This is a genomic window from Arthrobacter sp. TmtSoilC77, assembly GCF_059739415.1.
In genome coordinates this window covers 162,680-187,238 of the sequence record NZ_AP046050.1, presented here as the reverse complement: position 1 = coordinate 187,238, position 24,559 = coordinate 162,680, and the positions used below count along the sequence as shown (strand labels likewise).

The window sequence follows — 24,559 nt, the reverse complement described above, 5'->3', positions numbered from 1 at the left end:
AGGGCATTTTTCGAAGCGCCCGCAGATGCCGGATTCAGCTTGTCTGTGAGCCATGGCTTGCACCTTCGAAGGGAAACCCTATGGCCCGGAGCCCGGAAGAGTCGCTCAAGGCGACTCTGGCCAGAGTCGCACCCGGAACTCCTTTACGGGACGGCTTGGAGCGCATCCTTCGCGGACGCACCGGCGCCTTGATCGTGTTGGGCTCGGACCGCACCATCGACTCCATCTGTTCCGGCGGATTCGATATCGGCATCGAGTTCTCGCCCACGCGCCTGCGTGAGCTCGCCAAGATGGACGGCGCCATCATCTGCGACAAGGACGCCAGCAACATCGTCCGTGCCGCTGTGCAGCTCGTTCCGGACTCAAGCATCGAGACTCAGGAATCCGGGACCCGGCACCGCACAGCCGAGCGCGTCGCCATCCAGACCGGTGTTCCCGTTATTTCCGTCAGCCAGTCGATGCAGATCATCGCGCTGTACGTGAACGGCCTGCGGCACGTCCTGGAGGGCTCGGAGAAGGTCCTCGCGCGGGCCAACCAGGCCCTGGCAACGTTGGAGCGTTACAGTGCCAGGCTGGACCAAGTCACCAGTTCCCTTTCAGCACTGGAGATTGAAGCACTGGTCACGGTCAGGGATGTGGCCGTCACCCTGCAACGCCAGGAAATGGTCCGGCGGATTTCCGAGGAGATCGCTCAGTACGTGCTGGAACTTGGTGAAGACGGCCGCCTGCTGTCCCTCCAGGTGGAGGAGCTCACCATGGGCCGCGGCCCGGGCAGCGATGTCATCATCCGCGACTACGCAGACCCCGACGCCACTCCCGAGGATATTGAAGAAGCCGTCCAGGCGCTCCTCAACCTCGGCCCCACTGAACTGATTGACTTGAGCAGGATTGCCGGAATCATCGGCTTCGCGGGTGGCGTTGAGCAGCTGGACGCTGTGGTCCAGCCCCGCGGCTACCGACTCCTGTCCGGCCTTAAGTCCGTGCCGAAGGCCGTCGCCGATCGCCTGGTGGACTACTTCGGCGGCTTGCAGAACCTCATGGCAGCCACCATCGATGACCTCATGACTGTTGACGGCATCGGCGACCAGCGCGCACGCACGGTCCGCGAGGGTTTGAGCCGCATGGCCGAAGCAAGCTTGCTGGACCGTTTCCTCTAGAAGTCGATTGCCGACGTCGGACGCTTTCCGGCCACTCTCCTCCGGCCATCAGTTCAGCTGAAACACTGCCTTGGTGCTGGACTTGTTCCCCAGCCGGGCCTCGAACGTGTAGTAGGCGCCGCCCGCGCCGGGCTTGGCGTCGATCGCAGCGCAGCCCTCCAGCGTCCGGTTGCGTTGCCAGGGGAAATTGGCGGTCTCGCTCTTGCCTGGCTGGATGGTCTTGACCATGTCTTCACTTCCGGCCTGGCAATCCTTGGAGGAAAAGATCCTGTCCGAGCCACTCATCACCACGTACTCCATCTGCGACGTGCCAACGTTGACCTCGCAAGGCGCCGTCCCGCCATTGGTGATGGTCATGGTGAGCAGCGGCTTCTCCTCAGCCGAGTAGGCCGGCTTGTCAGTAGCCGCGGCGACGGTCACCAGGTTCAGGTCGCACACGGGCGTGGGCTTTGCGGACGGGGAAGCAGTGGCCGCTGTGGGCGCATTCCCTTGCGTGGGCACCAGGGACGCTTCCGGCGTGCTGACAGCTTGCGGCTCCGACTTACTTGCGAGCGCGCCGGTGATTGCCACGACGCCAGCCACTACGAGGGCGATCACCAGCAGCAAAGCACCGAAAACAAACTGCCGACGACGGCGGAAGACGGCCGGGCTTGGACGTCGCCTGGGCGTCGGGGTGCCAGGGCGGGCGGAACCACCTGAACTACGGGCAGCACCCTTCGCCGGCGCTGATGTGCGCGCGGACGACTGGTTCTTACCCTGATTGGCCATGTTTCTAGGCTAGGCGGGCCCACTCCGCAGCACGCCACCACCACGCCGCCGGACGCCAAACCCGCCCTGTGTGACGTGCACCGCACGAGCATTGCCGTTCCGGTTTCCACTACAGTAGAGGGCAGAATTCCAGCGCTTCGGCGCAAGCCTAAACTTCAACAGTCCGGGAGATCTGACGCATGGCACTTCCCGGTACGGACCACAGTACGGACCACAGTACGGACCCCGGTGCCCACCACCTCGATGGCCTCCATCACGCCCTGGACCAGTGGTTCGGCGAGACGGCAAGGGACCTTCCGTGGCGCGAGCCCGACTGCAGCGCCTGGGGGATCCTGGTCAGCGAAGTCATGCTCCAGCAGACGCCGGTGGTGCGCGTGCTGCCGGTCTGGCGGGAATGGATGGAACGCTGGCCCACTCCCGCCCACCTTGCCGACGAGCCTTCAGGGGAAGCCGTGCGCCATTGGGGGCGTCTGGGCTATCCGCGCCGGGCGCTGCGACTGCACGCGGCCGCCGTCGCAATCCGGGACGAGCACGGAGGCGACGTCCCGGACACCTATCCCGAGCTCTTGAGCCTGCCGGGCGTCGGCAGTTACACAGCTGCCGCCGTCGCCGCCTTTGCTTTCGGGCGCCGCGAAACAGTGGTGGACACCAACATCCGCCGCGTCCATGCGCGCCTCATCTCCGGTCTCGCCCTGCCCGCTCCGACGCTCACCGCAGCCGAGATGCGCCTTGCCGACGCCTTGCTGCCCGAAGACCGGCACCTGTCCGTGCGGTGGAACGCCTCCGTCATGGAACTGGGTGCGATGGTGTGCACGGCGCGCACCCCCAAGTGCGTCGAGTGTCCTGTGCGCTCAAGCTGCGCCTGGCTCGCGGCAGGTGAGCCACCGCCGTCGTACACGCCCAAGGGCCAGTCCTGGCACGGCACGGACCGGCAAGTCCGCGGCGCCGTGATGGCCGTCCTCCGCGAAGCTGCTGCCCCGGTTCCGCGCGAAATGTTTGAACAGGCTCCCGCCGACCTCGGGTTCGTGCCCTCCGGCGTCGGGATTCCGCTGGCAGCACTGCACCGGCTCAACTCAGCCCCCGAGCAGCTGGAACGGGCACTCGACGGGCTGCTGCTCGACGGCCTGGCGGAATTGCACGACGGCGGATTGCGGCTCCCAGCGTAAGCGGCAATTGGGGCGTGATGTCGGTTCGGCAACGGGCCAGTGTGAGCCGTAACGATGCGGGTGCCTTTTGCCTGGGCTCCGGGTGCAGGAACCCGGGCCCGGCTTACGCTGAATCATGGGCAAGATCGGATTGGCTTGGACCCTCGCGGCGATGACCTCGCTGATTCCGGGTTGCTATCCGGAATCGCCACCCCCGTGCCCAGCCATCGCGATGGCGCCGGTGGTGTCCCTGACCATTCAGGCCAGCTACGTGCACGAGGTTAAGTCCATTCGCATGAAGGCGTGCCAAGACGGCGCCTGCACAGAAGCGGACCTGGAGCTGTTTCCCGGAAGCATCTCCGTAGATCAGGGCTGCGCACCCGAGGGCGTTTGCTCGGCAACGTCCTCCCCGGACGGCACCCTGCACGGCAACCTCTTCCTGCCCAACCTGACGGAATCCCCCATCGAGGCAACCGTGTCCGGCACGTCCCCATCCGGGACCGCTTTGCCTGTTCGGACGCTGACGTTCACGCCCAAGGCCGACTACCCGTTTGGCGAGCAGTGCGGTCGGTTCATCACCGCCAATCTGGTGTTGGACGCCGACGGGCTTCGGCAAGAGTGAAGCTGGCGGTCGCGAGCTAGTACAAGAGAAGCGGGTTGATCAGAACACCAGTCGACCGGTGGATGGCAGGGGGTGCGGCGACGAGCAGGCCCGTGGATGTGCCTGCTTGCTTGAGCGCTGCTGCTGCAGGGCCGAGCAGGCAGTTGTCAACGAGACAGAGCCCGATCGCCCAGATGAGGCTGTGTACTTCCAGCGATCCGGTCGGGGTGTTCCGGGCGTCGTGGAAGTCCCACAAGACGAGTCCAGGGTCCTTCCCGGCGATCCACTTCGCGCCGTCCTCACCAATCCCGGGCCGTTTTACCGCAGCGGCCCCGCTGGGGTAGATGTGCCCGGCGGCCTCGTACCTGTCGCGGCCTTGGTAGATGATGAGCGCGTCACCGGGTTCAGGGTCGACGCCGGTTGCCTCAAGGGCCGCGTCGAGCTCAGCTGCGGTGACGGGCTCCTCTGCCGTGACCCACTCAGTACCGCGTACGGCGGGGATGTCGAGCAACACGCCACGCGTCGCGATGCCGTGCTGTGCCCAGTTGACCATCGTGTCTTCATCGGTTTCAGAGGACCGCGCGGGGATCGGGCCGTGCCATGTGGCATCCGCTCCGATGTGGGCAAGCCCGTCGAGGTGGGTGTTATGGACACCGTGAGCGTCATATTTAATGACGTCGCCTCCGTGGGCGGAACGGCCGTGAATGCCGATCTGCACCTCAAGTTCGACGCCGCCGTGGCCGTGGGGCATTTCGGACAAACCCAGTTTCTGCCATTGCTCTTTCTCACTCTCGGCAGCTTCCTGGCTGGCCATGAGGCGCTCGGGCCGGGTCTCGATCTCCTTTTCGAGTGAGATCGCTTTGCCCAGCATCACCTCTCCGGCGCCACGCAACCGGGCCGCCTGGTCAATGAGTGCAACTGAGCCGCGGCATTGCACGCCTTCGATGTGGCGGGCCGCGTCGTGTTTGGCCGCTATTTCCCGCACCCAAGGTGCGAGGGGGTCGGGTCCGAGTTCTTCAGACATCTGAGACTCCATTTCTCCGGGGACGTGCCCGGGTTTCCTAGATAAGATTTGGCTCGTGCGTTTGCAAAGTTTGCTAATCGAGCGGGAAGTGGCAGGCGGCGTATTGGCCCGGCCTCACCTCGCGCATCTCCGGTTCTTCCACTGCGCAGCGTGCCTGGGCAGCCGGGCAACGGGCACGGAAGCGACAACCTGACGGAGGGTTGAGCGGGGACGGGATGTCGCCCTTCAGCGAGGGGCCGGCGAAGCCGCCCTCTGAATCCGGTGAGGGAACCGAGTCCAGAAGCGCGCGGGTGTAAGGGTGCGCCGGCCTGTCGTACACCTCCACAGAGTCGCCGAATTCACAGGTCTTGCCGAGATACATCACGAGGACTTTGTCACTGAAGCTCCGTACGACACCGAGGTCGTGGGCGATGAACACGATCGTGAGATCGTATTTGGTCTTCAGGTCTTCGAGCAGGTTGAGGATCTGGGCCTGCACCGATACGTCGAGGGCCGAGACCGGTTCGTCGCAGATGAGCAGCCCAGGGCGGACGGCCAGGGCGCGGCCAATCGCCACCCGCTGGGCCTGGCCGCCCGAGAGCTGCCGTGGCATCATTTCGGCGAAGCGCTCGCTCGGAAGCCCTACTTGCGTCAGCATTTCGGGGGCTTGGTCATCGCGTTCCTTCTGGGAAACGCCCTGAATCGCAAGCCCCTCCATCACCAGGTCCTTGACCTGGCGCCTCGGGTTCAGGGAACTGATCGGATCCTGGAAGATCATCTGCATGTCCCTCCGAAGCTCGCGCAGCCGTTGCGGCGAAGCCGACTCGATCGGTTCCTCCCTGTAGCGGATGTTTCCGCCCGCGATATGGTCCAGCCGCAGCACGGCGCGCCCAGTGGTGGACTTGCCGCACCCGGACTCTCCGACGATGCCGAGGGACTCGCCCTTCAGCAGGTCGAAGCTCACTCCTGCCACCGCTTTGAAGCTTCCCCGCGACGTGTGGTACTCGACCTCAAGATCCCGGACGGAGAGGACCGCCTCGTCTCCGCGTAGATGCGCGCTTCCACTACCGGCCAACGAGCTCACCTTCCTTTGCATTCGTGGTCACAGGGTGGAAGCACGCGACTGCATGATCCCGCCCGATATTCGTAATTGGCGGCTGCGCCTCGCCGCAGCCAGGCGTCGCCGCGGAGCAACGTGGCGCGAACCGGCAGCCACTGGGCGGATCCGTCGGGGACGGAAGCGAACCGGGAATGACATTGAGCGGAGCATGCCGCTCGTGCTCAATAGTGGGTGTCGCGGCGAGCAGGGCGTTGGTGTACTGGTGCTGGGGATCGTCAAACACTTCGCGGCTCGCTCCGACCTCGGCGAGGCGTCCGGCGTACATCACGGCCACCCTGTCGGTATTACCCGCTACGACGTGCAGGTCATGCGAGATCAGCATCAGCGACATCTTGCGCTCAATCTGGATACGGCGAAGCAGATCCAGCACTTGACGCTGGATCGTCACGTCGAGCGCGGTGGTGGGCTCGTCTGCGATGAGCAGGTCTGGTTCACAGGCAAGCGCGACGGCGAGCATCACCCGTTGGCGCATGCCGCCGGACAGCTCGTGGGGGTAGGCCCTCAGACGGCGTTCGGGGTCGGGCACGCCGACTTCCTTGAGAAGCCCGAGCGCGCGGCTGTGTGCCTCTGACTTCGAGACTCCCAAGTGTTTCCGCATGCCCTCGGTGAGCTGCCGCTCAATGCGCACCACCGGGTTCAGCGATCGCCCGGGATCCTGGAAAACCATGGCGATCTTGTTGCCCCAAATCTCCTGCAGGTCCTTGCGCCCCAGTGAAAGCAGGTCCCGCCCTTCGAACCATACCTCTCCGGTACGGGCAGATCTTGGGGGCATCAGGCCCATGACCGCGCGGGCAGTAATGGACTTGCCGGAGCCTGACTCGCCCACGATGCCGAGGGCCTCGCCGCGGCGCAGGTTGAAGCTGACACCATCAACAGCTTTGACAATGCCCCGGGGAGAGCCGATGTATGCGTGAAGATCCCGGATCTCCAGCAGCATTTCTTCGCCGCTCATGTGTTTCGCCTTCCTTCGATGCTTTGAAACGGGGTTGTGTGGTGCTGCACGGTGTCGGCCTGCAGCACCACCTTTCTCAGGGCTGAAGCCAGAGAGTGTCCGGGGCGAGCGAGCCCATCCCGTACAAGTGGATTCCGTGGACTTTGCTGCTCTCTACGGTGCCGAAGTACGCAACATTCGTAAGGATCATTGGAACGAGCTCTTGGAACCTCTCCGCGACCTTCTTGTAGGCGGCCGCGCGCTCTTCGACAGTCTTTCCGTCCCGCCCAGCGTTGAGTGCTGCGTTCATCCCGGCGTCATTGAGCCGGCTGTAGTTCGAGCTTCCGGCCTCCCCGTTAAGGGCGAGCCAGATGCGTGGATCGGGATCATTGAACACGATCGCCGAGTTGAGAAGCTGGAAATCACCCTTGGCAGGAAGGGAGCCCTGTTCGGACTGGTCGCGCTGGTTGGCCGTGATCGTGACGTTGTCGTACTGGCTCAACTGGGCCTGCACAGCCTCAAACATGGCGGTCGAACCAGGGAAGACGGCCATGGTGAAGTTCAAGGGCTTGCCCTCGGCAGCGAGCTCATTGAACAGTTTCTGAGCCTTGTCCTTATCAAAGGTATGAACGGGCACGTCGGCGAAGAGCGGCGAGTCGGACTTGAACAGTGTCTTGGGGAGTTCACCAAATCCGCCATAGACCGATTCGTTGAGCTTCTCCATGTCCAGCGCATATGACACTGCTTGGCGGGCGCGCACGTCATCGAACGGCGCCTTGGACGTGTTCATGATCAGGCCGTTGCCGCCGCCAAGTATGTAGGGCGTAGCGGCCTGTCCGGAGTCCTGGGCGTTGGCCGCATTCTCCTGGGTGGAGGTCGCAATAACGTCGGCTTGGCCGCTCGCAAGCGCGTTGTAGGCAAGGGACGGATCGGCGATGCCGCGAACCTCAACACCGTCCAGATACGGCAGCTCGGGAACGTAGTAGTTTTGGTTCTTTTTGAGTTTCAGCACGTCTCCCTGCGTCCACTTCTCAAGCACAAACGGGCCGGCCCCGATCGGGTTGGCATTGAACGCCGCGGCTCCGGCCTGAAGCGCAGCTGGTGAGCCGATCCAGTTCATCTGGGTGAAGAGCACCGCGCTGGGAAAGTGGGGTGTCGGCTTCGTCATGGTGACCGTTGCCGTCAGTTCATCCACTACCTTGATGTTGTCGATCAACGCGGCCGTACCGATCACCGAGGAGGCCGTCGCGGGAAGCTTGATGCGGTCCCAGCCGAACTTGACGGCATCCGCGGTGAAGGGTGTCCCGTCGGAGAACTTGACTCCTTCCCGAACACGAACGGCGAACGTCTTTCCGCCGTCGCTGGTGGCGAACTCCTCAAGGAGCCCCATCTTGATCTCGCCTGTTACAGGATCGTCCGTGACCAGCTGGCCGTAGAGCGAATTGCCCGTGACAGGCATGCGTGGGCCGGTGTTCTGCAGCAGCGCCGGGTCCAGGCTGGTGGGCGTACCTGCCTCGACGACTCTGGCGATGCCCCCTGAAACCGGGTCTGCGGCGGGCGCTGAGTCTGACGATGTCCCTCCGCCTGCGCAGCCGCTGAGGGCAAGTGCGGCGGCCACCACGAGGGCGGCTGCCGTTGTGGACTTCTTCATTGAAATCACGATGGCCTTTCTGATTTTTCCGGAGATTGGAAATTCGTGTGGGTTGGATCTTCTGGTGGGTGCCTTAGCCCTGCATGCTGCGATCGAACTTGCCGCGCAGGTGGTCCCCCACTTGGTTCAGTGAGAACACCGTCAGGAAAAGCGCGATCGCGGGGACGAACACGATGTGGGGGGCTCGTTGCAGCACTTCGCTTGCGCCGTTGATCATTCCTCCCCAGCTGGGAGTGGGTGGTGGCACGCCGAGGCCAAGGAAACTGAGTGACCCCTCCGCCACGATGAGTCCGGCAACGACGATGGGGAGGAACGAGGAAAGCGTCGGCAAAAGGTTTGGAAGGATTTCCCGCGTGAGGATGCGAAAGTCTCCCGCCCCCATGTTTTTGGCGGCCCGTACGAACTCCCGGCTCGCCCAGGACATCGTGCTTGCCCTGGCCAGGCGCATGAAGGTTGGAATGCTTGCCACGGTCAGCCCGATGACAAGGGTCGGGATGCTCGGGGAGAAGATCGCAGTGATGGCGAGGAGCAGGATCAGCACCGGGAACGCAAGCAGAACATCTGCGACCAACGTGATGACCCAGTCCACTTTCTTGCGGTAATACCCGGCAATCAAGCCCAGGACTGTGCCAAGGAATGCTCCCGAGAGACCTGCCACTGTGCCCACCACAAGCGAGATCTGGGCGCCCCAGATGGTTCGCGCAAGGATCGAACGGCCCGCCTTGTCCGTGCCGAGGAGAAGATCGAGATCTCCTGGCTTCGGCGGCGTCCGCGGGCTGCCAACGGGGGCGTCGTAGGGCGCGAGAGGGAGAACCCAAGCGAAAGTTGCCAACAGGATGATGATTGCCAGCCAGAAGTAAGCGAACCAGACGGTAACTGACCTCTGCTTCTTTACTGGTGGGACATGGGGGATTCCCGGGCCGCCAGAGCCCGGGCGGGTGGTGTTTGGTGTCTTCACCGTGGACTTGGTCGTCGTCGTAATACTCATGCCTGAACGGCCTTCCTTGGGATCCTCGATGCGGCCGTGGTCTTCTTCTTCGCCGCCCGCTCAGCCTTCCGGACCCGCGGGTCGATCAAGCCGTAGCTGATGTCAACGAGCATGTTCACGATCACGAACACGACCGCGATGAACGTCACCACGCCCTGAACTGTGATCACATCGCGCTGCATGATCGCGTTGGAGACAAGCTGCCCAAGCCCCGGGAGGCCGAAAAGCGTCTCCACCACGATCGTTCCTCCGATGAGCCGGGCGAGATTGATGCCGGCAACGGTCAGCAGCGAGAACGAGGACGGGCGAAATGCGTGACGGAACATCACATATGCCTTGCCCATGCCCTTTGCACGCGCTGCAGCCACGTAGTCCTCCCGCAGGGTGCTGACGAGGTCAGTGCGCAGCACCCGCTGGAACGAGGCAATCTCCATGAAAGCCACCGAGAGCGCGGGAAGGAACGCGTTTCTCAGGTTCGGGCCGAGCCCTGCTTCCAAGGGTGACCAGCCCACCGATGGGAAGGCATGCATACCCACCGCGAAAATGAAGATGAGCAGTGGTCCTGAGACGAACGGCGGAACGGAGATAAACACCGACGTGAGGACGTTGATGCCCCGGTCCACAGCGCTGCCGGGCATGGCCGCCGAGATAACGCCGAGAATGACGGCGATGGCGAGCGCGATTGCCAAACCCAGAAATGCGATTTCCAGGGTGACCGGCAGCCTTTGCATGATTGCCGTCATCACCGGGACGTGGGTGATGGGGGATGCGCCCAGGTCACCTTGGAGAGCATGACCCAACCAGTTGAGATACTGCTGCCACATCGGCAGGTCAAGCCCAAGCTGCGCCTTGAGCGTGGCGATGTTCTCCGGAGTGGCGCCTTCGCCAAGAATGACCTCGGCAACGGAGCCTGGAGCAAAGCTGAGGAGCAGAGTGGTGCCCACTGTGACCAGGACGATCACAAGGAGGGCGTATCCCACACGCTGCAAGATGTTTAACGGCATGACGCCCGCTCCCGCCTCAAATTAGGGGATTGATGATGCATCAAGGGACCTGGCTGCACTCGCCGACTCCTTCGTCGTGGGTTTATTCGTAAGAGACTGGCCTGACGCCGTGTTCCTTCAACGGAACAGCTGAACCTTTCAACGAATCTCGACTAAATGTGGCATGACTCACCATTCGGTGTCAAGGACGGCGCATTCTTTGGTTTTGAAGCTTCCGCGATAAGCGGGCTTGACATTGCCCCATACGAGATCCATGCTTTGAAAAGCGCCTAACAGGACATCTGTTCTGTTGAATAAAACAAACGCATGAGCCGAAGGGAAAGGGACTCAGATGACCACCGTCGATATCGATCCCACCAGGATTGACTTCTTCACCGATCCGGAAACAGCGAAGACGGCAGAGCCGTACTTCGACCACATGCTTGCCAACCATCCGGTGTGGCGGGAGCCAAAGTACGGCGTAGTGATCGTCACGGGATATGAAGAAGCACTGCAGGTGTACCACCAGCCTGAGGTCTATTCTTCGATCAACCGCACGGGCGGGCCTGTTCTCGACATCCCCGTCGAACTCGTTGGAGATGACCTGAGTGATCTTCTCGAGAAGCACCGGGAGTACTTCCCGAACAATGACCAGATCGTCACCTTCGATCCACCGGTTCACACAGACCATCGCACGCTCCTGATGGGCCTCATAACGCCGAAGCGACTCAAGGAGAACGAGGACTTCCTCAAGCGCACGGCAGACCACTTCCTGGACCGGATCATCCAGCGAGGCCACTGCGACTTCATCTGGGACTACGCCAAGGGCTACACCATCCTGGCCGTCGCGGACTTGCTCGGCGTGCCCGAGGAGGACCACCCGATGCTCCTTGAGCTGCTCGCCTCGGCTCCAGGTCCCGTGCTTGGCAACCTTGAGCTCCAGGCCAACCATCACAGCAGCATTGAGCGGCTCTACGACTACTTCGTCGCGAAGATCGAGGAGCGCCGCAATGATCCGAAGGACGACGTGATCACCGGCATGGCACTGGCCACCTTCCCCGACGGCTCCCTGCCCGAGCCACTTGAGGTCGCCCGGATCGCTTCCAATATGTTTGCTGCCGGCCAGGAGACCACCGTGCAGCTGATGGGCATCGCCCTGCAGCGAATCGCCGAAGACCAGGACCTGCAGGACCTGCTGCGCCGTGAGCCCTCGCTGATTCCCAAGTTCATCGAGGAAACGCTCCGCATCGAAGCGCCCATCAAGGGCTCTTTCCGGCTCACCAAAGTCGCCACCAGCATCGGCGGCCTCGACCTCGCCCCCGGCACCGTCGTGATGTTGCTGCACGGCGCTTCGGGCCGCGATCCCCGCCTCTTCGATAATCCGGCCGAGTTCGACATCCAACGTGCGAACGCCAGGCAGCACCTCGCCTTCGGCCGTGGCATCCACACATGCCCTGGCGCCCCGCTGGCACGCGCCGAAGCGGTCTTCTCGATCCAGCGCTTCCTCGAACGCACCGACCGCATGTGGATCAGCGAGGAGCACCACGGTTCAAATGGCGCCCGCGAGTGGGATCTGATCCGCAGCTACAAGTTCCGTGGCCACAACCAGCTCTACCTTGAGTACACGCCGAAGGGGGCATGATGTCTGAAAACCTCACCGTCGACCGCGACCGCTGCATGGGATCCGGGCAGTGTACGTTCTACGCCCCGAACACCTTTGATCTCGACGATCTCAGCATCGCAATCGTCACCGACGAACTCGGTGACCCCGAAGACAAGATCCAGATGGCCATCAATGTTTGCCCCACGCGGGCCATCGCCTTGGCGGCCGCAGCCAACAAGGAAGGCGCGCAATGACTGCGACTACCGAGGCCCCAGCCTCCCTGCCCATTGCAGACATGGAGGCAGACAGCCTCATCGGTAGCTTTCCCGAAGGGCAGCGCCTGGTCGGCAGCCAGTGCAACGCATGTGGCTGCACGATGATCGGCAGCCGGGTGGTCTGCAGTTCCTGCATCAGCCGCGATGTAAGCCGTGTGGCCCTGCCAACTACCGGTGTGCTCTACTCCTTCACCCGCATTCATGTCGGCAACGAAGGCATCCGCCCCCTTGGCTACGTCGACCTGGACAACGGCGTACGCACCCTGGCCGACATCCACGAGGGCGACATTCCGCTTCGCCCCGACATGCGGGTGGAGCTTGGTGTCGATGACGACTGGTTCTTCGTGCCGGCGACCGGCGAAAAACGAAAGGTTTAACATGAGTGAGAACGTCTTTGTGATTTCGGCGGCGATGATCCCGTTCGGGAAGTACCGCACGTCGTCGTACGTCGGCCTCGCTGTCTCTCCGCTCATCGATGCGATCCGCGACGCTGGAATTGAAAAGTCGGACGTCGACGCCGTTTATGTCGGCCACTCCTACGGTGGCATGATGACCGGGCAGCGCATCTGCAAAGAGATCGGGCTCGGCACTGTTCCCACAGTCAACGTCGACAACGCCTGCTCAAGCGGCGCCACCGCCGTACACGAAGCGTGGCAGGCCATCTCGCAGGGCCTCATCGATGTCGCAGTAGTCATCGGCGTCGAGAAACTGACGCAGTTCGGCGGCGGCACGCTGCCGCTTTCTCCAGAGGATCGCGAAGTCAAACAGGGCATCATCATGCCTGCCGTCTACGCCATGCGCGCCACCCGCTACCTGCACGACACCGAGGCGACGCCGGAGGACCTCGCGCTGGTCAGCGTCAAGGCCCGCAAACACGGCGCACTGAACCCCTTCGCACAGTTCCGCAAGGAAATCACCGTCGAAGAGGTTCTCAACGCCCGCCCCATTGCGGACCCGCTGACCCTGCCCATGTGCTGTCCCACAGGTGACGGTGCCGCCGTCGTCGTTCTTGCCTCCGAGCGCGCACGCAAGCGGCTCGAATCCAAGCCGGCCATCCGCGTGGCCGCCTCAGTGCTGCACTCCGGCCACGTTGCCGAGGGCTTCCGCGACATGACCAAGCCCGACATTACCTACGACTCGGCCCGTGACGCCTATGCCTTGGCCGGCATCGGTCCCAAGGACCTGGACATGATCGAACTGCACGACGCATTCTCGATCGCCGAACTCATCTACTACGAGGCCTTCGGCCTCGCCGAGCCTGGGCACGCAGTCGATCTTCTTCGCGACGGCAAGACCACCTTTGGTGGCGACGTCGTAGTGAATCCCAGCGGAGGCCTGCTCGCAAAGGGCCACCCGGTCGGCGCCAGCGGTGTAGCGCAGATCGCCGAGGCATTCTGGCAGCTCACCGATCAGGCCGGGGCACGGCAGATCGATGACGCTCGCTGGGCGATGACGCACGTCACCGGCGGCGGCACCGCCGGACTCGACCACGGTGCCTGCACCATCCACATCTTCGAGGCGGCATGACCGGGATCCAGCGCCCACCACTGGAGGGTATCCGCGTCATCGATCTCACCACCTTCCTCTCAGGCCCTTCGGCAACGCAGTTGCTCGGCGACCTCGGCGCAGACGTCATCAAGGTTGAATCGCTGAGTGGCGACTCAAGCCGCGCCATCGCTGGCCCCGAGATCGACGACGTCAGCGCGTACTACCTGGCGAACAACCGCAACAAGCGCAGCATCGCGATCGATCTGAAGGCTCCGCGGGGTATCGAGGTCATGAAGCGCCTGATCGCGGACGCCGACGTGGTCATCGAGAACTTCCGGCCCGGAGTGACCGCCCGGCTGGGACTCTCACCAGAGACAATTCTCGAGGCCCAGCCCTCGCTCATCTGGGCGTCCATCAGCGGCTTCGGCCAGGAGGGCCCGCTCCGCGACCGCCCGGCCTACGACATGGTGGTGCAGGCGCTCAGCGGGGTGATGAGCCTTACCGGCCACCCAAACGCCCCGGCTGCCCGGTTGGGTATCCCTGCCGGTGACGTCGTAGCTGGACTGTACGCCGTGATCGGGATCCTGGCTGCTCTTCGAGCACAGCGTGAGACGGGCCGGGGTCGCATCGTCGATGTCTCGATGCTGCGGGGCCAGCTGGCAATGCTGTCCTACCAAGCCCTGTACACCTCCGTTAATAACACCGCACCGCAGCCGCAAGGAGCGGGCCACGACTCCATCGCCACCTATCGTTCCTTCCGGGGAGGCGACGGCCGGGAATTCGTGGTCACCGCCAATACCCCCCGAATGTGGGAGGGCCTGTGCCAAGTACTCGGGGCCAACGAACTGGTCAGCGACCACCGCTTCATTGATGCCGCCAGTCGGCTGCTGAACAAAGAGGAACTATGGGAGATCCTCGAAAAGCGTTTCACCGAGAGGCCCGCCGGGGAATGGGTGAAGCTCCTGGCAGACGCGTCGGTTCCCGTCGCGCCGGTGAAGAACGTCCTCGAGGCCCTCGAGGACGCACGCGAAGCCCAGGATGGTTCACTGCTTACCCTCAGGAAAGGCGCCACCTCGTTCGAGAATGTGGCAACACCGATCCGCTTTGTCGACACCGTCGACGTCGAACCGGCCTACCCGCCGGCTCTCGGCGCAGACACGCTGGGCATCCTCACAGGCGAGCTTGGGATGTCCGGAGCAGAGGTCGCTGAATTGCTGGCCGACGGGGTAGTTCTTGCGGGCGAAGAGCAATAACTCGCTGCTGTGAAGGACTTCGCCACCCCGAAGCTGTTGGTCCCGGCACTACTTGTCCAGGGGCGGTTTGGGTTCTTCCATGAGTTCGGCCAGCCACGGACGGCGCCCTCGGTGGAACGTCATCCCCTCGGGCAAGCCACGGACAGATGCGCTTGAACCGGCAACATCGATGGTGATCCGTCCACCAGCCAAGGGGGCATTGGTGATGTGCAGGTCGCCGAAGGACTCCGGGAATTCAGGATCCATCCACAAGCTTCCGCGGGAAACATAGGCGTCATACCGCATCAGACTCGTTACCAGTCGGATTGGGGTGGTGGCCGCCCAGGCCTGCGGTGAGCAGGCGGTGGGGTACGGAACCGGCTTGGCCACCACCTCGTCCCTGGTAAAGCCGCAGAACAACTCCGGGAGCCGGCCATCGGAAAACCCGGCCGCCTCAAGCAGGGCCATGGCGATCCGCTGCGCCTCGACGACGAAGCCATAACGCACCAAGCCAGCGGCGATGATCGCATTATCGTGCGGCCAGACCGATCCGTTGTGGTAACTGGCGGGATTGTAGGCGCCCATGTCGCTGGCCAGCGTTCGCACGCCCCAGCCGCTGAACATTTCCGGGGACATCAGGCGCTCAGCCACGAGCGGCGCCTTGTCGTCATCGACGATGCCGGGCCATAGGCACTGGCCCATGTTGGACGCGCAGGCATCCACTTGGCGCTTCTTACCGTCCAGTGCGATGGCGTAGTAGCCGCGCTCAGGCATCCAGAACTGCTCGTTGAACTGTTTCTTCAATCGGGCGGCACGATCAATGAACTCGGTCGCCAAGTTCGCGTCGCCTGCTTCACTCGCCATCCATGCGCGCGCTATATAGGCGGCATAAACGTAAGCCTGGACCTCGCACAGTGCGATGGGGCCCTCGGCCATCGTGCCGTCCGCGAAGTTGATCCCGTCCCACGAGTCCTTCCAGCCCTGGTTGATCAGCCCGTGATCGTTGAGACGTTCATACTCGACGAATCCGTCGCCGTCCTTGTCACCATAATCCCGGATCCACTCCAACGCGCGGTCGGCGTGGGGCAGCAGGGCCGCAATGGCGTCCGCTGCGAATCCCCAGCGGCTAACAGACGCAAGCACAATCACGAACAGCGGAGTCGCGTCCACACTGCCGTAGTAGATGGATTTGCCTCCTAAAGACAGCCCGCTGGAGACATCGAGCCTGACTTCGTGCAGGATCTTGCCCGGTTCCTCCTCACTTATTGGATCCACTTCAGTGCCTTGGCGGTCAGCCAGTGTCTGCAAGGTGCCCAGTGCCAAGGACGGGTCCACCGGCAGGGACATTTCCGAGGCCCACAACGAGTCGCGACCGAACAGCGTCATGAACCAAGGAGCCCCCGCGGCGACTACGACGCGCTCGGGATAGTTGGGGTCTTCGATGCGAAGGGCGCCCAAGTCATCGTAACTTCGCCGCAACGTCCGTTCGATGGATCGGTTTCCCATCTCTACTACCGGGATCTTGGCCACCCACTCCTGGTGGCGCCGGTCCCGCAGGGACAATCCGTTTCCGTCACGATGGACGAACGGCCTCGCGGGGCCAGCCCCTTCGGTGACGGGTACTACGGTCAGGATCGTGCTCCAGTGACCATGTGGCGCGATGGACATACGGTATTCACAGGCCTCGGGCGATAAGTCGGCCCCGGGAGCCTGAACAAGAATGCCCTTCCGGACGTTTTGCCAAACAGCCTGGATAGTCAACGAATCACCGTCAGCTTGACGTGTTTGGTCCCACCGCCGCTGGATCCGCGCCTCCTTGACCTCAAAGAGGTCAGCGAAATCTGCTTCAATCCGCACGGATATGACACATGCGGCAGCTTCCGCTGAGTAGTTTCGAATGGTGACCTGTTCCTGGATCCCTGCACCCACTTCGCGTAGGCGCTCCACAATCAGCGTGCTGTCCGCATACCCGTCTGTTCGGGGAACGCGGCTCACAAATTGTGCCCGGTACGGTTCCTTCGTCTCTGCCGCCAACGGCTCCAAAGGCTGGCCGTTGACGGTGATGCTCCAGCCAGACAGGATGCGGGTGTCCTGAAAGAAAACACCGTGGGACAGTTCGGGATGGATGTTTCCGTTCGGCAGGGAGATGCAGAAGGACGATCCCTCAACCAAGGTGATAGTCCCGGTCCCTAGCGGCCCGGCCGCAGTGTCAGCATTCCATCCAGCCATCCCGGCCCCTGCTCGAATTGACCCGACAAGCCGCTGCCGGATACGTGTGCCAGCCCCAAGGTTCGTCGTTGAAACCGACACTACGCCGGCTGCTCTCCACCTGCCATAGCGCGCTTGCAGCCAGGAGGACCCCGCCTTGTGCGGAAGCAGCGAAATCCGCTCGATGTCAGGGAGTGGACGCGGGTGAGACCGGCAGCCTGCGTCCGGGCAGCCCGCGGGGACGCACGGCGAGCCTTTCGGCGAGTTCGGTGAAGGCACGTGCCGCGGGATCTTCGGGAGCGGCTGCGATTATTGGAACTCCCGTATCCCCGCCCGAGCGCAGGCCCGTGCTGAAGGGGATCGAGGCGAGCAGAGGCACGCTGGAGCCAACGGCGGAGAGCTTCGTCGCCGCCGCCGCCCCGCCGCCGGCTCCAAACGGCTCGAAGGAGCTGCCGTCGGCGAGCAGCATGGGAGACATTGTTTCGACCACCCCAATGACCCGCTGGTCGAACTCGCGGGCCAGGATGCCGCTCCGGACCGCAACCCCAGAGGCGGCCGGCTGCGGCGTCGTTACGACGATCACTTCCGCGTGTGGCAGGATCTGCCCCACCGAGATTGCGATGTCGCCGGTTCCGGGCGGCAAGTCGATGAGAAGCACGTCGAGGTCCCCAAAGTAGACATCATTGAGGAACTGCTCCATAGTGCGGTGCAGCATGGGACCACGCCATGACACAGCTGTGTCCTCGGCACCCTCGGGCAGGAACATGCCGATCGACACTGCCTTAATACCGTGCGCAACGGGCGGAAGCACAAGGTGGTCGATGCGGGTGGGCCTGATGACTTTGCCCTGACTGTCGAAAAGTCCCAGGAGCCCGGGGACCGAGAACCCGTAAACATCGGCGTCGATGATTCCGACGCTCAACCCGCGCGCAGCCATCGCGGCGGCCAGATTCGTGGTGACGGTTGACTTGCCCACGCCGCCCTTGCCGCTGGAGACGGCGATAACGCGGGTGAGCGATTCTTTGGTGAACGGCAGGCTTGACCGGCTGCGTCCCTCGCGAAGCTTGGCGGTGAGTGCCGCGCGCTGCTCCGGGGTCATGACGCCGACGTCGATGCGTACCTCTTTAACACCGTCGACGGCGGTTGCCGCCGCGTGGACGTCCCGCTCAATGCGGGCGGCGGCGGGGCATGTCGAGATGGTCAGCGTGATGCCGACGACGGCGACACCGCCCGTGACCTCGACTCCCTTGATCATGTCGAGTTCAGCAAGGGGGCGCCGCAGTTCGGGATCGCTCACCCGCCCCACTGCCTCGCGGACCGCGGCTGCGATGCCCGCTGGGAAACCATCCATGGTGGCGTTGCTCCTCAGCCGACCACGACGCCTGCGGCGCGGAGCATCTCGGCACGGTCGTGCAGCTTGACGCGTTCGCGACCCACCGCCTCACCCGCCGCGTACTCAGCCTGCTCAAGAGACTGCCAGCCGGTCCAGTCGACCACCCGTACGCCGCGGGAGCGCAATAGCTCATCGACGGCGGCAGCAGGGGTGGCCGTCGACGTCCAGCCTGGCGCGGCGACGTCCGCGAGGATGGAAGTCACCGTCTCCAAGGCGCAGCGGCGGTTGGTGCCAACCACACCCGAGGGGCCGCGCTTGATCCAGCCGGCCACATACACGCCGGGCAATACTTTTCCGTCGTCGGCGACGCGCGAATCGAGGTGCGCGATGGTGCCGGACCTCTCGTCAAAGGGCAGGCCATCGATGGCTGCGCCCCGGTAACCGACCGAGCGGAGTACGAGCTCGGTTTCCATGATTTCCGTGACGTTGGGATCGCTTGTCCTTGCCAGACGAATGGCCGAAGCTGATTCCTCGCCCATCAATTCCATCGGCGTGCGGTCGAACAGGAAACGGATGGCCGTGTTGCGCCCCAGCACGCCCCGCTCGGCGGCCTTCGCGAAGGTGGCGAGCAACCGCCTGGCTGCCGGGTCGGCGTCAGCGTGTTCCTGCTGCTGGGCGTCGAGCTCCAAGTCTGCGGGATCGATGATGACGTCGCAGCTCTCCACTTCCAGCAGCTCGATGAACTCCTTGTTCGTGAACTTTGCGAATGCGGGGCCACGGCGGCCGATCACCACAACCTCGCGGTACGTGCTCGTCGCAAAGGTGTCAACGACGTGCTCGGGCACGTCCGTGGCGCGGAGTGCCTCGGGGGTGTGGGCGAGCATGCGTGCTGCGTCGAGCGCCACATTGCCGACGCCGATGATGACCGCGCGGTTTCCCTTGAGGGCGAAGGCATCGGTCTTGGTGTCAGGGTGGCCCTGGTACCAGGACACGAATTCGCGTACCCCGTGCACACCGGCCAGGTCCTCGCCCTGGATGCCGAGATTCCGGTCCACCTGTGCACCACTGGCGAACACCACGGCATCGTAATTCGTGCGGAGCTCATCGATTGTAATGTCGCTTCCCACCTGCACGTTGCCGAGGAAGCGCACACCCGGGGTCTCATCGAACACTTCGGCAAACGAGGTAGTTATCGACTTTACCCGGGGGTGGTCGGGCGCGACGCCGTAGCGAACCAGGCCGAACGGTGCCGGCAGGCGCTCAAAGACATCCACCTCCACCGGTGACCCGGACTCCTCCGTGAGAAGCTGGGCGCAATAGGCACCCGACGGACCGGAACCGACCACCGCGACGCGCAAGGCATTCATGCTCAGGCTCCTGTTCGCGGTGGAAGAGCGGCAATAACGTCGACGTCGTAGTCGATCTTGCCGGCCTTCCGGCCGCTCTTCGGCGTCTCTACCTCTTCGAAGAAGCGCTCGTTGATTCCGACGTACTCCTCCTTGTCGGCCGGAAGTTCGGCGTCGTAGAAGACAGCATCCACTGGACAGGCCGTCATGCAGGCCCCACAGTCAATGCAGAGGTCGGGGTTGATGTAGGTCATCCGTCCCCCCTCGAAGATGCAGTCGGCAGGGCACTCCTGCATGCAACTCTTGTCCTGAATGTCGACGCATGCGTCAGCGATTACATAGACCATGGTTCGTTTCCTCTCTACACTCTGGCAGCGCGGCCGTCAGGCCAGCTGCCCAAGTTTTTCGACGATTGTCTGTGCGGACTCCCCGGTGGCGAAGAGCCTGCGGGCCAGGTTGAGTCCGCGTACCCAGTTCACGGTGACCGCACCACACACGTCTCCCTTCGCGTCGCTGTGAATTACCGCGGTTTTCCCGCTCTCGGCCAGGTCGCCGACGATGGTGGAACTGCCTTCGGGGTGGCGCCAGCCGATGGTGTGGACCTTCCAGTCGTACTGGTGCGACCACACGTAATCGGTGGAGTCATAGGGCTCTTCGACCCCCTGGGTGATGGCGGCAGCAACATACCGCGCCTGGTCGCTGGCATTGGTCCAGTGCTCGGCGCGAACCTGCATGCCGCGGCCGGGGTGGGGCCAGCGTGCTACGTCGCCGATCGCGTAGACGTCATCGGCTCCTGTTGCGCGCAGGAAACCGTCGGTCATTACGCCGTTATCGAGCGTGAGACCGGAAGCCGCGAGCCATTCGGTCGATGCGATCGAGCCGATGCCGACTACCGCCGTCGAGGTCTCAAGGCGAGTGCCGTCGTCGAGGATAACTGTTAGTTGGCCGTCCTGGCCCTGGATGTCGGCGACGCCGACACCGAAGCGGGTTTGAGCCCCGTGCCGGTGATGCAGTTCGACGAGGCTGCGGGCGATCTCCGGGCCGACGATTCGCGCCATTGGCTCGGAAACGGGGTCCACCACTGTGACATCGCAGCCATAGCCGACGGCGGCCGCAGCGATCTCCGTGCCGATGAAGCCGCCACCAACCACGACGACGGGCTCGCCGAGCCTCAGGCGGGCGGCTATGGCGCGAGAGTCTTCAAGCGTTCTGAGTTGGTAAACGCCGGTCCCTGGACGCCAAGGTGAGGGCCGCGCGGCTGCCCCGGTCGCGATGACCACGACGTCGTAGGCGACGGTAGTGCCATCGGCGAGGATCACGCGGCGATTGGTGGTGTCCAGTCCCGTGGCGGCGACGCCGAGCTTGAGCTCGATACCGGCTCCTTCGAGGCCGGTTTTGGTGGCCAGGCGAAACGACTCGACTGACTCATCGGACCAGTCGGACGTGAGCAGTTCTTTGGACAGGGGCGGTCGGTCGTACGGCAACTCCGGCTCGGCCCCGATGAGCGTGATGCGGCCGGCGTGTCCAAGGTGCCGCAGCCCCTCGGCCGCGCGTGTTCCGGCCAACGACGCACCCACAATGACTACGTGGCGGTCGGCGCTTGCTTGGGTCATCGTTGATCCTCGGTGTAGTCAGGGATCGCGAAGGATTTTGGCTGGCCCTTCGCGGTACTTCTCGTAAAACTGAAATTCGTTGAACAGAACAGATGGTTCTTACAACGCAACAGGATCAGTATGAGCTCAGCTCTGAATCCATGTCAAGGCCGCCTTGACTACTTCCGCGCGATGCCGGTACGTGGGTCCCTGGCGCCAGTGAGATAGTCGGTGATCTGGCGCGCGGACTGCTTGACCAGGCCCGCGAGCGAGGACGTGTGCGCGGCGTTGAAGCGCGCTTCAGGCAGGGAGATGCCGGCCGAACCGACCACGTTGCCAGAGGGCCCGAAGACCGGCGAGGCTATTGCGATCGCCCCTTCAATACGCTCGCCGTGCGTAATCGCATACCCGTCGCTCCTGATAATGGCCAGCCTGTCGAGCAGGCTCTCCGGCCGAACCAAGGTGCGATCGGTGGCCGGGTGCAGCCTGCCATGCGCAATGCCGGCCTGGATCTGCGCTGGCAGAAACGCGAGGATCGCCAAACCGCTGGCGCCGGCGTGGAGCGGGAGTTGCTGACGCAAGGGAAGCGTGTAGCGCAGTGGATGCGATGACTCCACGACGAGCGCAAACATCATCCTCAGCCGCTGCTCGCCGAAGACGGCGAAGAATGACGACTCACCACTCTGCTCCGTCAACTCCTGCAGCGTATCCCTCGACACTTCCTGGATCGGATACCGTTCCGTCGTCGTCCAAGCAAGGCGCAGGTATTCAAGGCCCAGCCGATACGAGCCGTTGGCAGTGCGGCTGACAAGCCCCAGCTTTTCAAGGTCCGCAATGAGGCGGTGCGCGGTGCTTGGGCTTACCTCAAGCCGCCCCGCCAATTCCCGCACCCCATGAACATCCTGGTCGCTGTCAGTCATGAGCGTGAGCAATTCAATGCCACGGGCCAAAGGATGCCTGCGGCGCAGCCCGTCGTCGGCCTCTCGTTCGCTCTTCCCTGCCGCACTACCCATCGCTCACCATCCCTTTTCATGGCCACTTCCAGTGGCTTGACATCCATCTTCGGGCCGTGCAATTCTGAAATCTCCCGAGAACGGAACGTCTGTTCAGTTGTAGAAAACAGTAGCGCATGCGGAGCACCACACAAAGGCGTGGCGGCACGCCCGCCTCGGCTCAGCAGTCGGCTAGGCAAGGAATAGGGACAACCATGACCACACACGAAACCACTCGCCTCATCCGCCAGGAGATCCAATGAGCGGGGCAGGGCGCGTAGCAGTCGTCTCAGGAGGCGCGGCAGGCATCGGCCTGTCCATTGCGGAACGGCTTGCGAAAGATGGGTTCGCCGTCGCCATCCTCACGCGCACCGAAGGGGCGGCTGAGAAGGCCGCCGCCGGAATTGAAGAGACCGGCGGCGTCGCCCGCGGATACCAGGCCGATGTGAGTGACCGCGAGCAGGTGGATACCGCACTTGCAGCCATCCGGGCCGATCTTGGTCCACTGTCGGTGATCGTGGCCAACGCGGCCGTCGCGCCGCAGCAGCCGTTCCTTGACATGACACTGGAGCAGTGGAACCAGATCCTGACCATCAACCTCACCGGTACTTTCAACCTGGTGCAATCAGGCCTCCCGGACTTGCTTGAGGCTGGCAACGGCCGCGTAGTGCTGATCTCGTCCTCCAGCGCCCAGCGCGGTGCGCCGCGAATGGCGCACTACGCAGCATCCAAGGGCGGTCAACTGGCGTTGACCAAAGCGCTGGCCGTGGAATTCGCCAAATCCGGGGTGACCGTCAATACGGTAGTTCCATCGTCGATCGACACCCCAAGCGTCGAGAAGAAGCGGGCAGCCGGCAACATGCCATCAGTAGCGGACATGGCGAGGTACATCCCCGTGGGCCGCATGGGTACCGGGGCCGACATCGCTGCCGCAGTCTCTTACCTCGCCTCCGATGACGCCTCGTACGTTACCGGCCAGACCATCAGCGTCAATGGCGGATCTTTCATCGCATGAGAACAGGAGCACTAAAGATGACGCAGCTGACCCAGCCCAGAATCACCCCCCGCCCTACCGAAGATTGGGATGCCGAGGTCGATAACGCGCTGAGCGTGCTCGCCACGCATGGCGCCGGTGGCCAGGCCGCCCCGCAGCTCACCCCCGAAACCAGGCCGAAATCGAACATCCTCGGTATCTACGCGTGGCATCCAGAGCTGATGCGAGGCTGGATGCCGTACTCGAACCATCTTCGCAACTCGAGCCTTGGCGACCGCATCCGCGAGATCGCCATCATCCGCACTACCTGGCTCGGCTACGGCGAGTACGAGTGGGCGCAGCACGTGCGCATGAGCAGGGCCGCTGGTTGCCTCACGGACGATGAAATCGCCGCGTTGTCCGAGGGGCCTGATGCAGCCCTGTGGTCCGAGGATGATGCCTCGCTCGTCCGCGCCATCGATGAGATGTGCCGCGACAAGAACGTGAGTGACGAGACCTGGCAGGCGCTGGAAGCACGGTTCAACCGCCAGCAGCTTATCGATCTGCTCTTCACTGTGGGTACCTACGACTTCCACTGCATGGTGTTCCGAACCATGGGCCTCGAACTCGAGCCCGGTATGGAGAGCTTCCCTGAGAGCCACTCCCCCGAGCTGGCCAAGTGACGTCATTGCACGACGCCGTGAATCGCGGATCGCTCACATGGGCGGTCCGCGATTCATTGCTGCGCTACGTAACTGTTGTTGCCCGCGGCTCGTACACCGTGGAGGGTGGCGCCACCATCACCACCGACGGCGCGTTCGCGTTCCCCCTTCGCAGGGCCGTGCAAACTGACGGACAGTGGCACCTGTCTTTCGCGGGGTCTGTGCGACTTACGGCGCACCACGGTTTTCTCGACGTCCTTATCGCCGATCCTGAACTCGTCACCGGGCACGAGGGCGGAATGTTGTCCGCGCGCACCAATGTTGACGGCACCACCACCCTCATTGCCGCGACAGACGCGGGAGTGCCCCAGCACAGCGACGTGGATCTGGCCTGGACTGCGAACGATGTCCATCTCCTGGCAAGCGGCGTGGAGCTATTCGGCGGCGTCTACCCTGCCGGCACCGACTTTGCTCCGCTCAAGGTTCGCGTCTCACTAGACTCATAGGC

24 protein-coding genes are annotated in these 24,559 nt (G+C 63.4%); 11 read left to right on the top strand and 13 right to left on the bottom strand.

The annotated features are described in order from the left end of the window. Positions 1-80: 80 nt before the first annotated feature. Positions 81-1,157: a DNA integrity scanning diadenylate cyclase DisA gene (gene disA, locus AC6I99_RS00915; protein ID WP_216922711.1), complete on the top strand. Its 1,077-nt coding sequence runs from the start codon at positions 81-83 to the stop codon at positions 1,155-1,157. Positions 1,158-1,205: 48 nt separating this feature from the next. Here disA and AC6I99_RS00910 read toward each other — a convergent pair whose 3' ends face one another. Further along, the gene (locus tag AC6I99_RS00910; protein ID WP_497943869.1) at positions 1,206-1,925 is read right to left on the bottom strand and encodes a hypothetical protein; all 720 of its coding nucleotides are present in this window, start codon (positions 1,923-1,925) and stop codon (positions 1,206-1,208) included. 179 nt (positions 1,926-2,104) lie between these two features. Between AC6I99_RS00910 and AC6I99_RS00905 the strand changes: the two genes are divergently transcribed. Together AC6I99_RS00905 and AC6I99_RS00900 are read left to right on the top strand one after the other, a co-directional pair. Next, a complete protein-coding gene (locus tag AC6I99_RS00905) occupies positions 2,105-3,091 on the top strand; it encodes an iron-sulfur binding domain-containing protein (protein WP_497959810.1) in 987 nt (328 codons plus the stop codon). A gap of 115 nt (positions 3,092-3,206) precedes the next feature. After that, positions 3,207-3,692: a hypothetical protein gene (locus tag AC6I99_RS00900; protein ID WP_497943871.1), complete on the top strand. Its 486-nt coding sequence runs from the start codon at positions 3,207-3,209 to the stop codon at positions 3,690-3,692. Between the two features lie 16 nt (positions 3,693-3,708). Here the strand turns inward: AC6I99_RS00900 and AC6I99_RS00895 are convergent, their stop codons facing one another. The 6 genes from AC6I99_RS00895 to AC6I99_RS00870 all read right to left on the bottom strand — a co-directional run bounded on the left by AC6I99_RS00895 (position 3,709) and on the right by AC6I99_RS00870 (position 10,368). After that, positions 3,709-4,695: a cyclase family protein gene (locus AC6I99_RS00895; RefSeq protein ID WP_497943872.1), complete on the bottom strand. Its 987-nt coding sequence runs from the start codon at positions 4,693-4,695 to the stop codon at positions 3,709-3,711. A gap of 73 nt (positions 4,696-4,768) precedes the next feature. Continuing rightward, complete coding sequence (locus AC6I99_RS00890; RefSeq protein WP_497943873.1) at positions 4,769-5,758, bottom strand: ABC transporter ATP-binding protein; 990 nt, start codon at positions 5,756-5,758, stop codon at positions 4,769-4,771. Continuing rightward, a complete protein-coding gene (locus tag AC6I99_RS00885) occupies positions 5,739-6,746 on the bottom strand; it encodes an ABC transporter ATP-binding protein (protein ID WP_497943874.1) in 1,008 nt (335 codons plus the stop codon). The genes AC6I99_RS00890 and AC6I99_RS00885 overlap by 20 nt, the downstream gene beginning before the upstream one ends. A 76-nt stretch (positions 6,747-6,822) precedes the next feature. Further along, the gene (locus tag AC6I99_RS00880; RefSeq protein WP_497943875.1) at positions 6,823-8,376 is read right to left on the bottom strand and encodes an ABC transporter substrate-binding protein; all 1,554 of its coding nucleotides are present in this window, start codon (positions 8,374-8,376) and stop codon (positions 6,823-6,825) included. 73 nt (positions 8,377-8,449) lie between these two features. Further along, entirely contained in the window at positions 8,450-9,364 is a 915-nt protein-coding gene (locus AC6I99_RS00875) for an ABC transporter permease (RefSeq protein WP_497943876.1), read from the bottom strand. Continuing rightward, the gene (locus AC6I99_RS00870) at positions 9,361-10,368 is read right to left on the bottom strand and encodes an ABC transporter permease (protein WP_309931541.1); all 1,008 of its coding nucleotides are present in this window, start codon (positions 10,366-10,368) and stop codon (positions 9,361-9,363) included. The genes AC6I99_RS00875 and AC6I99_RS00870 overlap by 4 nt, the downstream gene beginning before the upstream one ends. A 331-nt stretch (positions 10,369-10,699) precedes the next feature. Here AC6I99_RS00870 and AC6I99_RS00865 point away from each other — a divergent pair, with 331 nt between their 5' ends. The 5 genes from AC6I99_RS00865 to AC6I99_RS00845 are packed head-to-tail and all read left to right on the top strand — an operon-like array spanning position 10,700 to position 14,966. Continuing rightward, positions 10,700-11,989, top strand: coding sequence for a cytochrome P450 (locus tag AC6I99_RS00865; RefSeq protein ID WP_497943877.1), 1,290 nt, complete (start codon positions 10,700-10,702; stop codon positions 11,987-11,989). After that, complete coding sequence (locus AC6I99_RS00860) at positions 11,986-12,204, top strand: ferredoxin (protein ID WP_497943878.1); 219 nt, start codon at positions 11,986-11,988, stop codon at positions 12,202-12,204. Before AC6I99_RS00865 ends, AC6I99_RS00860 begins: the two co-directional genes overlap by 4 nt. Further along, positions 12,201-12,602: a Zn-ribbon domain-containing OB-fold protein gene (locus AC6I99_RS00855; RefSeq protein ID WP_497943879.1), complete on the top strand. Its 402-nt coding sequence runs from the start codon at positions 12,201-12,203 to the stop codon at positions 12,600-12,602. Before AC6I99_RS00860 ends, AC6I99_RS00855 begins: the two co-directional genes overlap by 4 nt. Position 12,603: 1 nt before the next feature. Continuing rightward, complete coding sequence (locus AC6I99_RS00850; RefSeq protein ID WP_309931548.1) at positions 12,604-13,752, top strand: thiolase family protein; 1,149 nt, start codon at positions 12,604-12,606, stop codon at positions 13,750-13,752. Next, positions 13,749-14,966, top strand: coding sequence for a CaiB/BaiF CoA transferase family protein (locus AC6I99_RS00845; protein ID WP_497943880.1), 1,218 nt, complete (start codon positions 13,749-13,751; stop codon positions 14,964-14,966). The genes AC6I99_RS00850 and AC6I99_RS00845 overlap by 4 nt, the downstream gene beginning before the upstream one ends. Before the next feature lie 48 nt (positions 14,967-15,014). On the opposite strand, the gene AC6I99_RS00840 is transcribed toward AC6I99_RS00845, so the two are convergent. From AC6I99_RS00840 to AC6I99_RS00815, 6 genes are all read right to left on the bottom strand, one after another. After that, positions 15,015-17,174, bottom strand: a complete 2,160-nt coding sequence (locus AC6I99_RS00840; RefSeq protein ID WP_497943881.1) for an amylo-alpha-1,6-glucosidase — start codon at positions 17,172-17,174, stop codon at positions 15,015-15,017. 166 nt (positions 17,175-17,340) lie between these two features. Further along, the gene (locus AC6I99_RS00835) at positions 17,341-18,504 is read right to left on the bottom strand and encodes an Mrp/NBP35 family ATP-binding protein (RefSeq protein WP_497943882.1); all 1,164 of its coding nucleotides are present in this window, start codon (positions 18,502-18,504) and stop codon (positions 17,341-17,343) included. 14 nt (positions 18,505-18,518) lie between these two features. After that, positions 18,519-19,853, bottom strand: coding sequence for an FAD-dependent oxidoreductase (locus AC6I99_RS00830; protein WP_309931556.1), 1,335 nt, complete (start codon positions 19,851-19,853; stop codon positions 18,519-18,521). A gap of 2 nt (positions 19,854-19,855) precedes the next feature. Continuing rightward, positions 19,856-20,179 carry a ferredoxin gene (gene fdxA / locus AC6I99_RS00825; RefSeq protein WP_309931559.1) on the bottom strand — a complete coding sequence of 108 codons (324 nt, stop codon included), beginning with the start codon at positions 20,177-20,179 and terminating at the stop codon, positions 19,856-19,858. A 36-nt stretch (positions 20,180-20,215) separates the two neighbouring features. After that, the gene (locus AC6I99_RS00820) at positions 20,216-21,445 is read right to left on the bottom strand and encodes an NAD(P)/FAD-dependent oxidoreductase (RefSeq protein WP_497943883.1); all 1,230 of its coding nucleotides are present in this window, start codon (positions 21,443-21,445) and stop codon (positions 20,216-20,218) included. 158 nt (positions 21,446-21,603) lie between these two features. Then, positions 21,604-22,437 carry an IclR family transcriptional regulator gene (locus AC6I99_RS00815; RefSeq protein ID WP_497943884.1) on the bottom strand — a complete coding sequence of 278 codons (834 nt, stop codon included), beginning with the start codon at positions 22,435-22,437 and terminating at the stop codon, positions 21,604-21,606. Positions 22,438-22,675: 238 nt separating this feature from the next. Here AC6I99_RS00815 and AC6I99_RS00810 point away from each other — a divergent pair, with 238 nt between their 5' ends. The 3 genes from AC6I99_RS00810 to AC6I99_RS00800 are packed head-to-tail and all read left to right on the top strand — an operon-like array spanning position 22,676 to position 24,557. Further along, complete coding sequence (locus AC6I99_RS00810; RefSeq protein ID WP_309931564.1) at positions 22,676-23,431, top strand: SDR family NAD(P)-dependent oxidoreductase; 756 nt, start codon at positions 22,676-22,678, stop codon at positions 23,429-23,431. A gap of 17 nt (positions 23,432-23,448) precedes the next feature. Further along, on the top strand, positions 23,449-24,072 hold the full coding sequence (locus AC6I99_RS00805; protein ID WP_497943885.1) for a carboxymuconolactone decarboxylase family protein: 624 nt from the start codon (positions 23,449-23,451) through the stop codon (positions 24,070-24,072). Beyond that, on the top strand, positions 24,069-24,557 hold the full coding sequence (locus AC6I99_RS00800; protein ID WP_497943886.1) for an HtaA domain-containing protein: 489 nt from the start codon (positions 24,069-24,071) through the stop codon (positions 24,555-24,557). The genes AC6I99_RS00805 and AC6I99_RS00800 overlap by 4 nt, the downstream gene beginning before the upstream one ends. Positions 24,558-24,559: the final 2 nt, after the last annotated feature.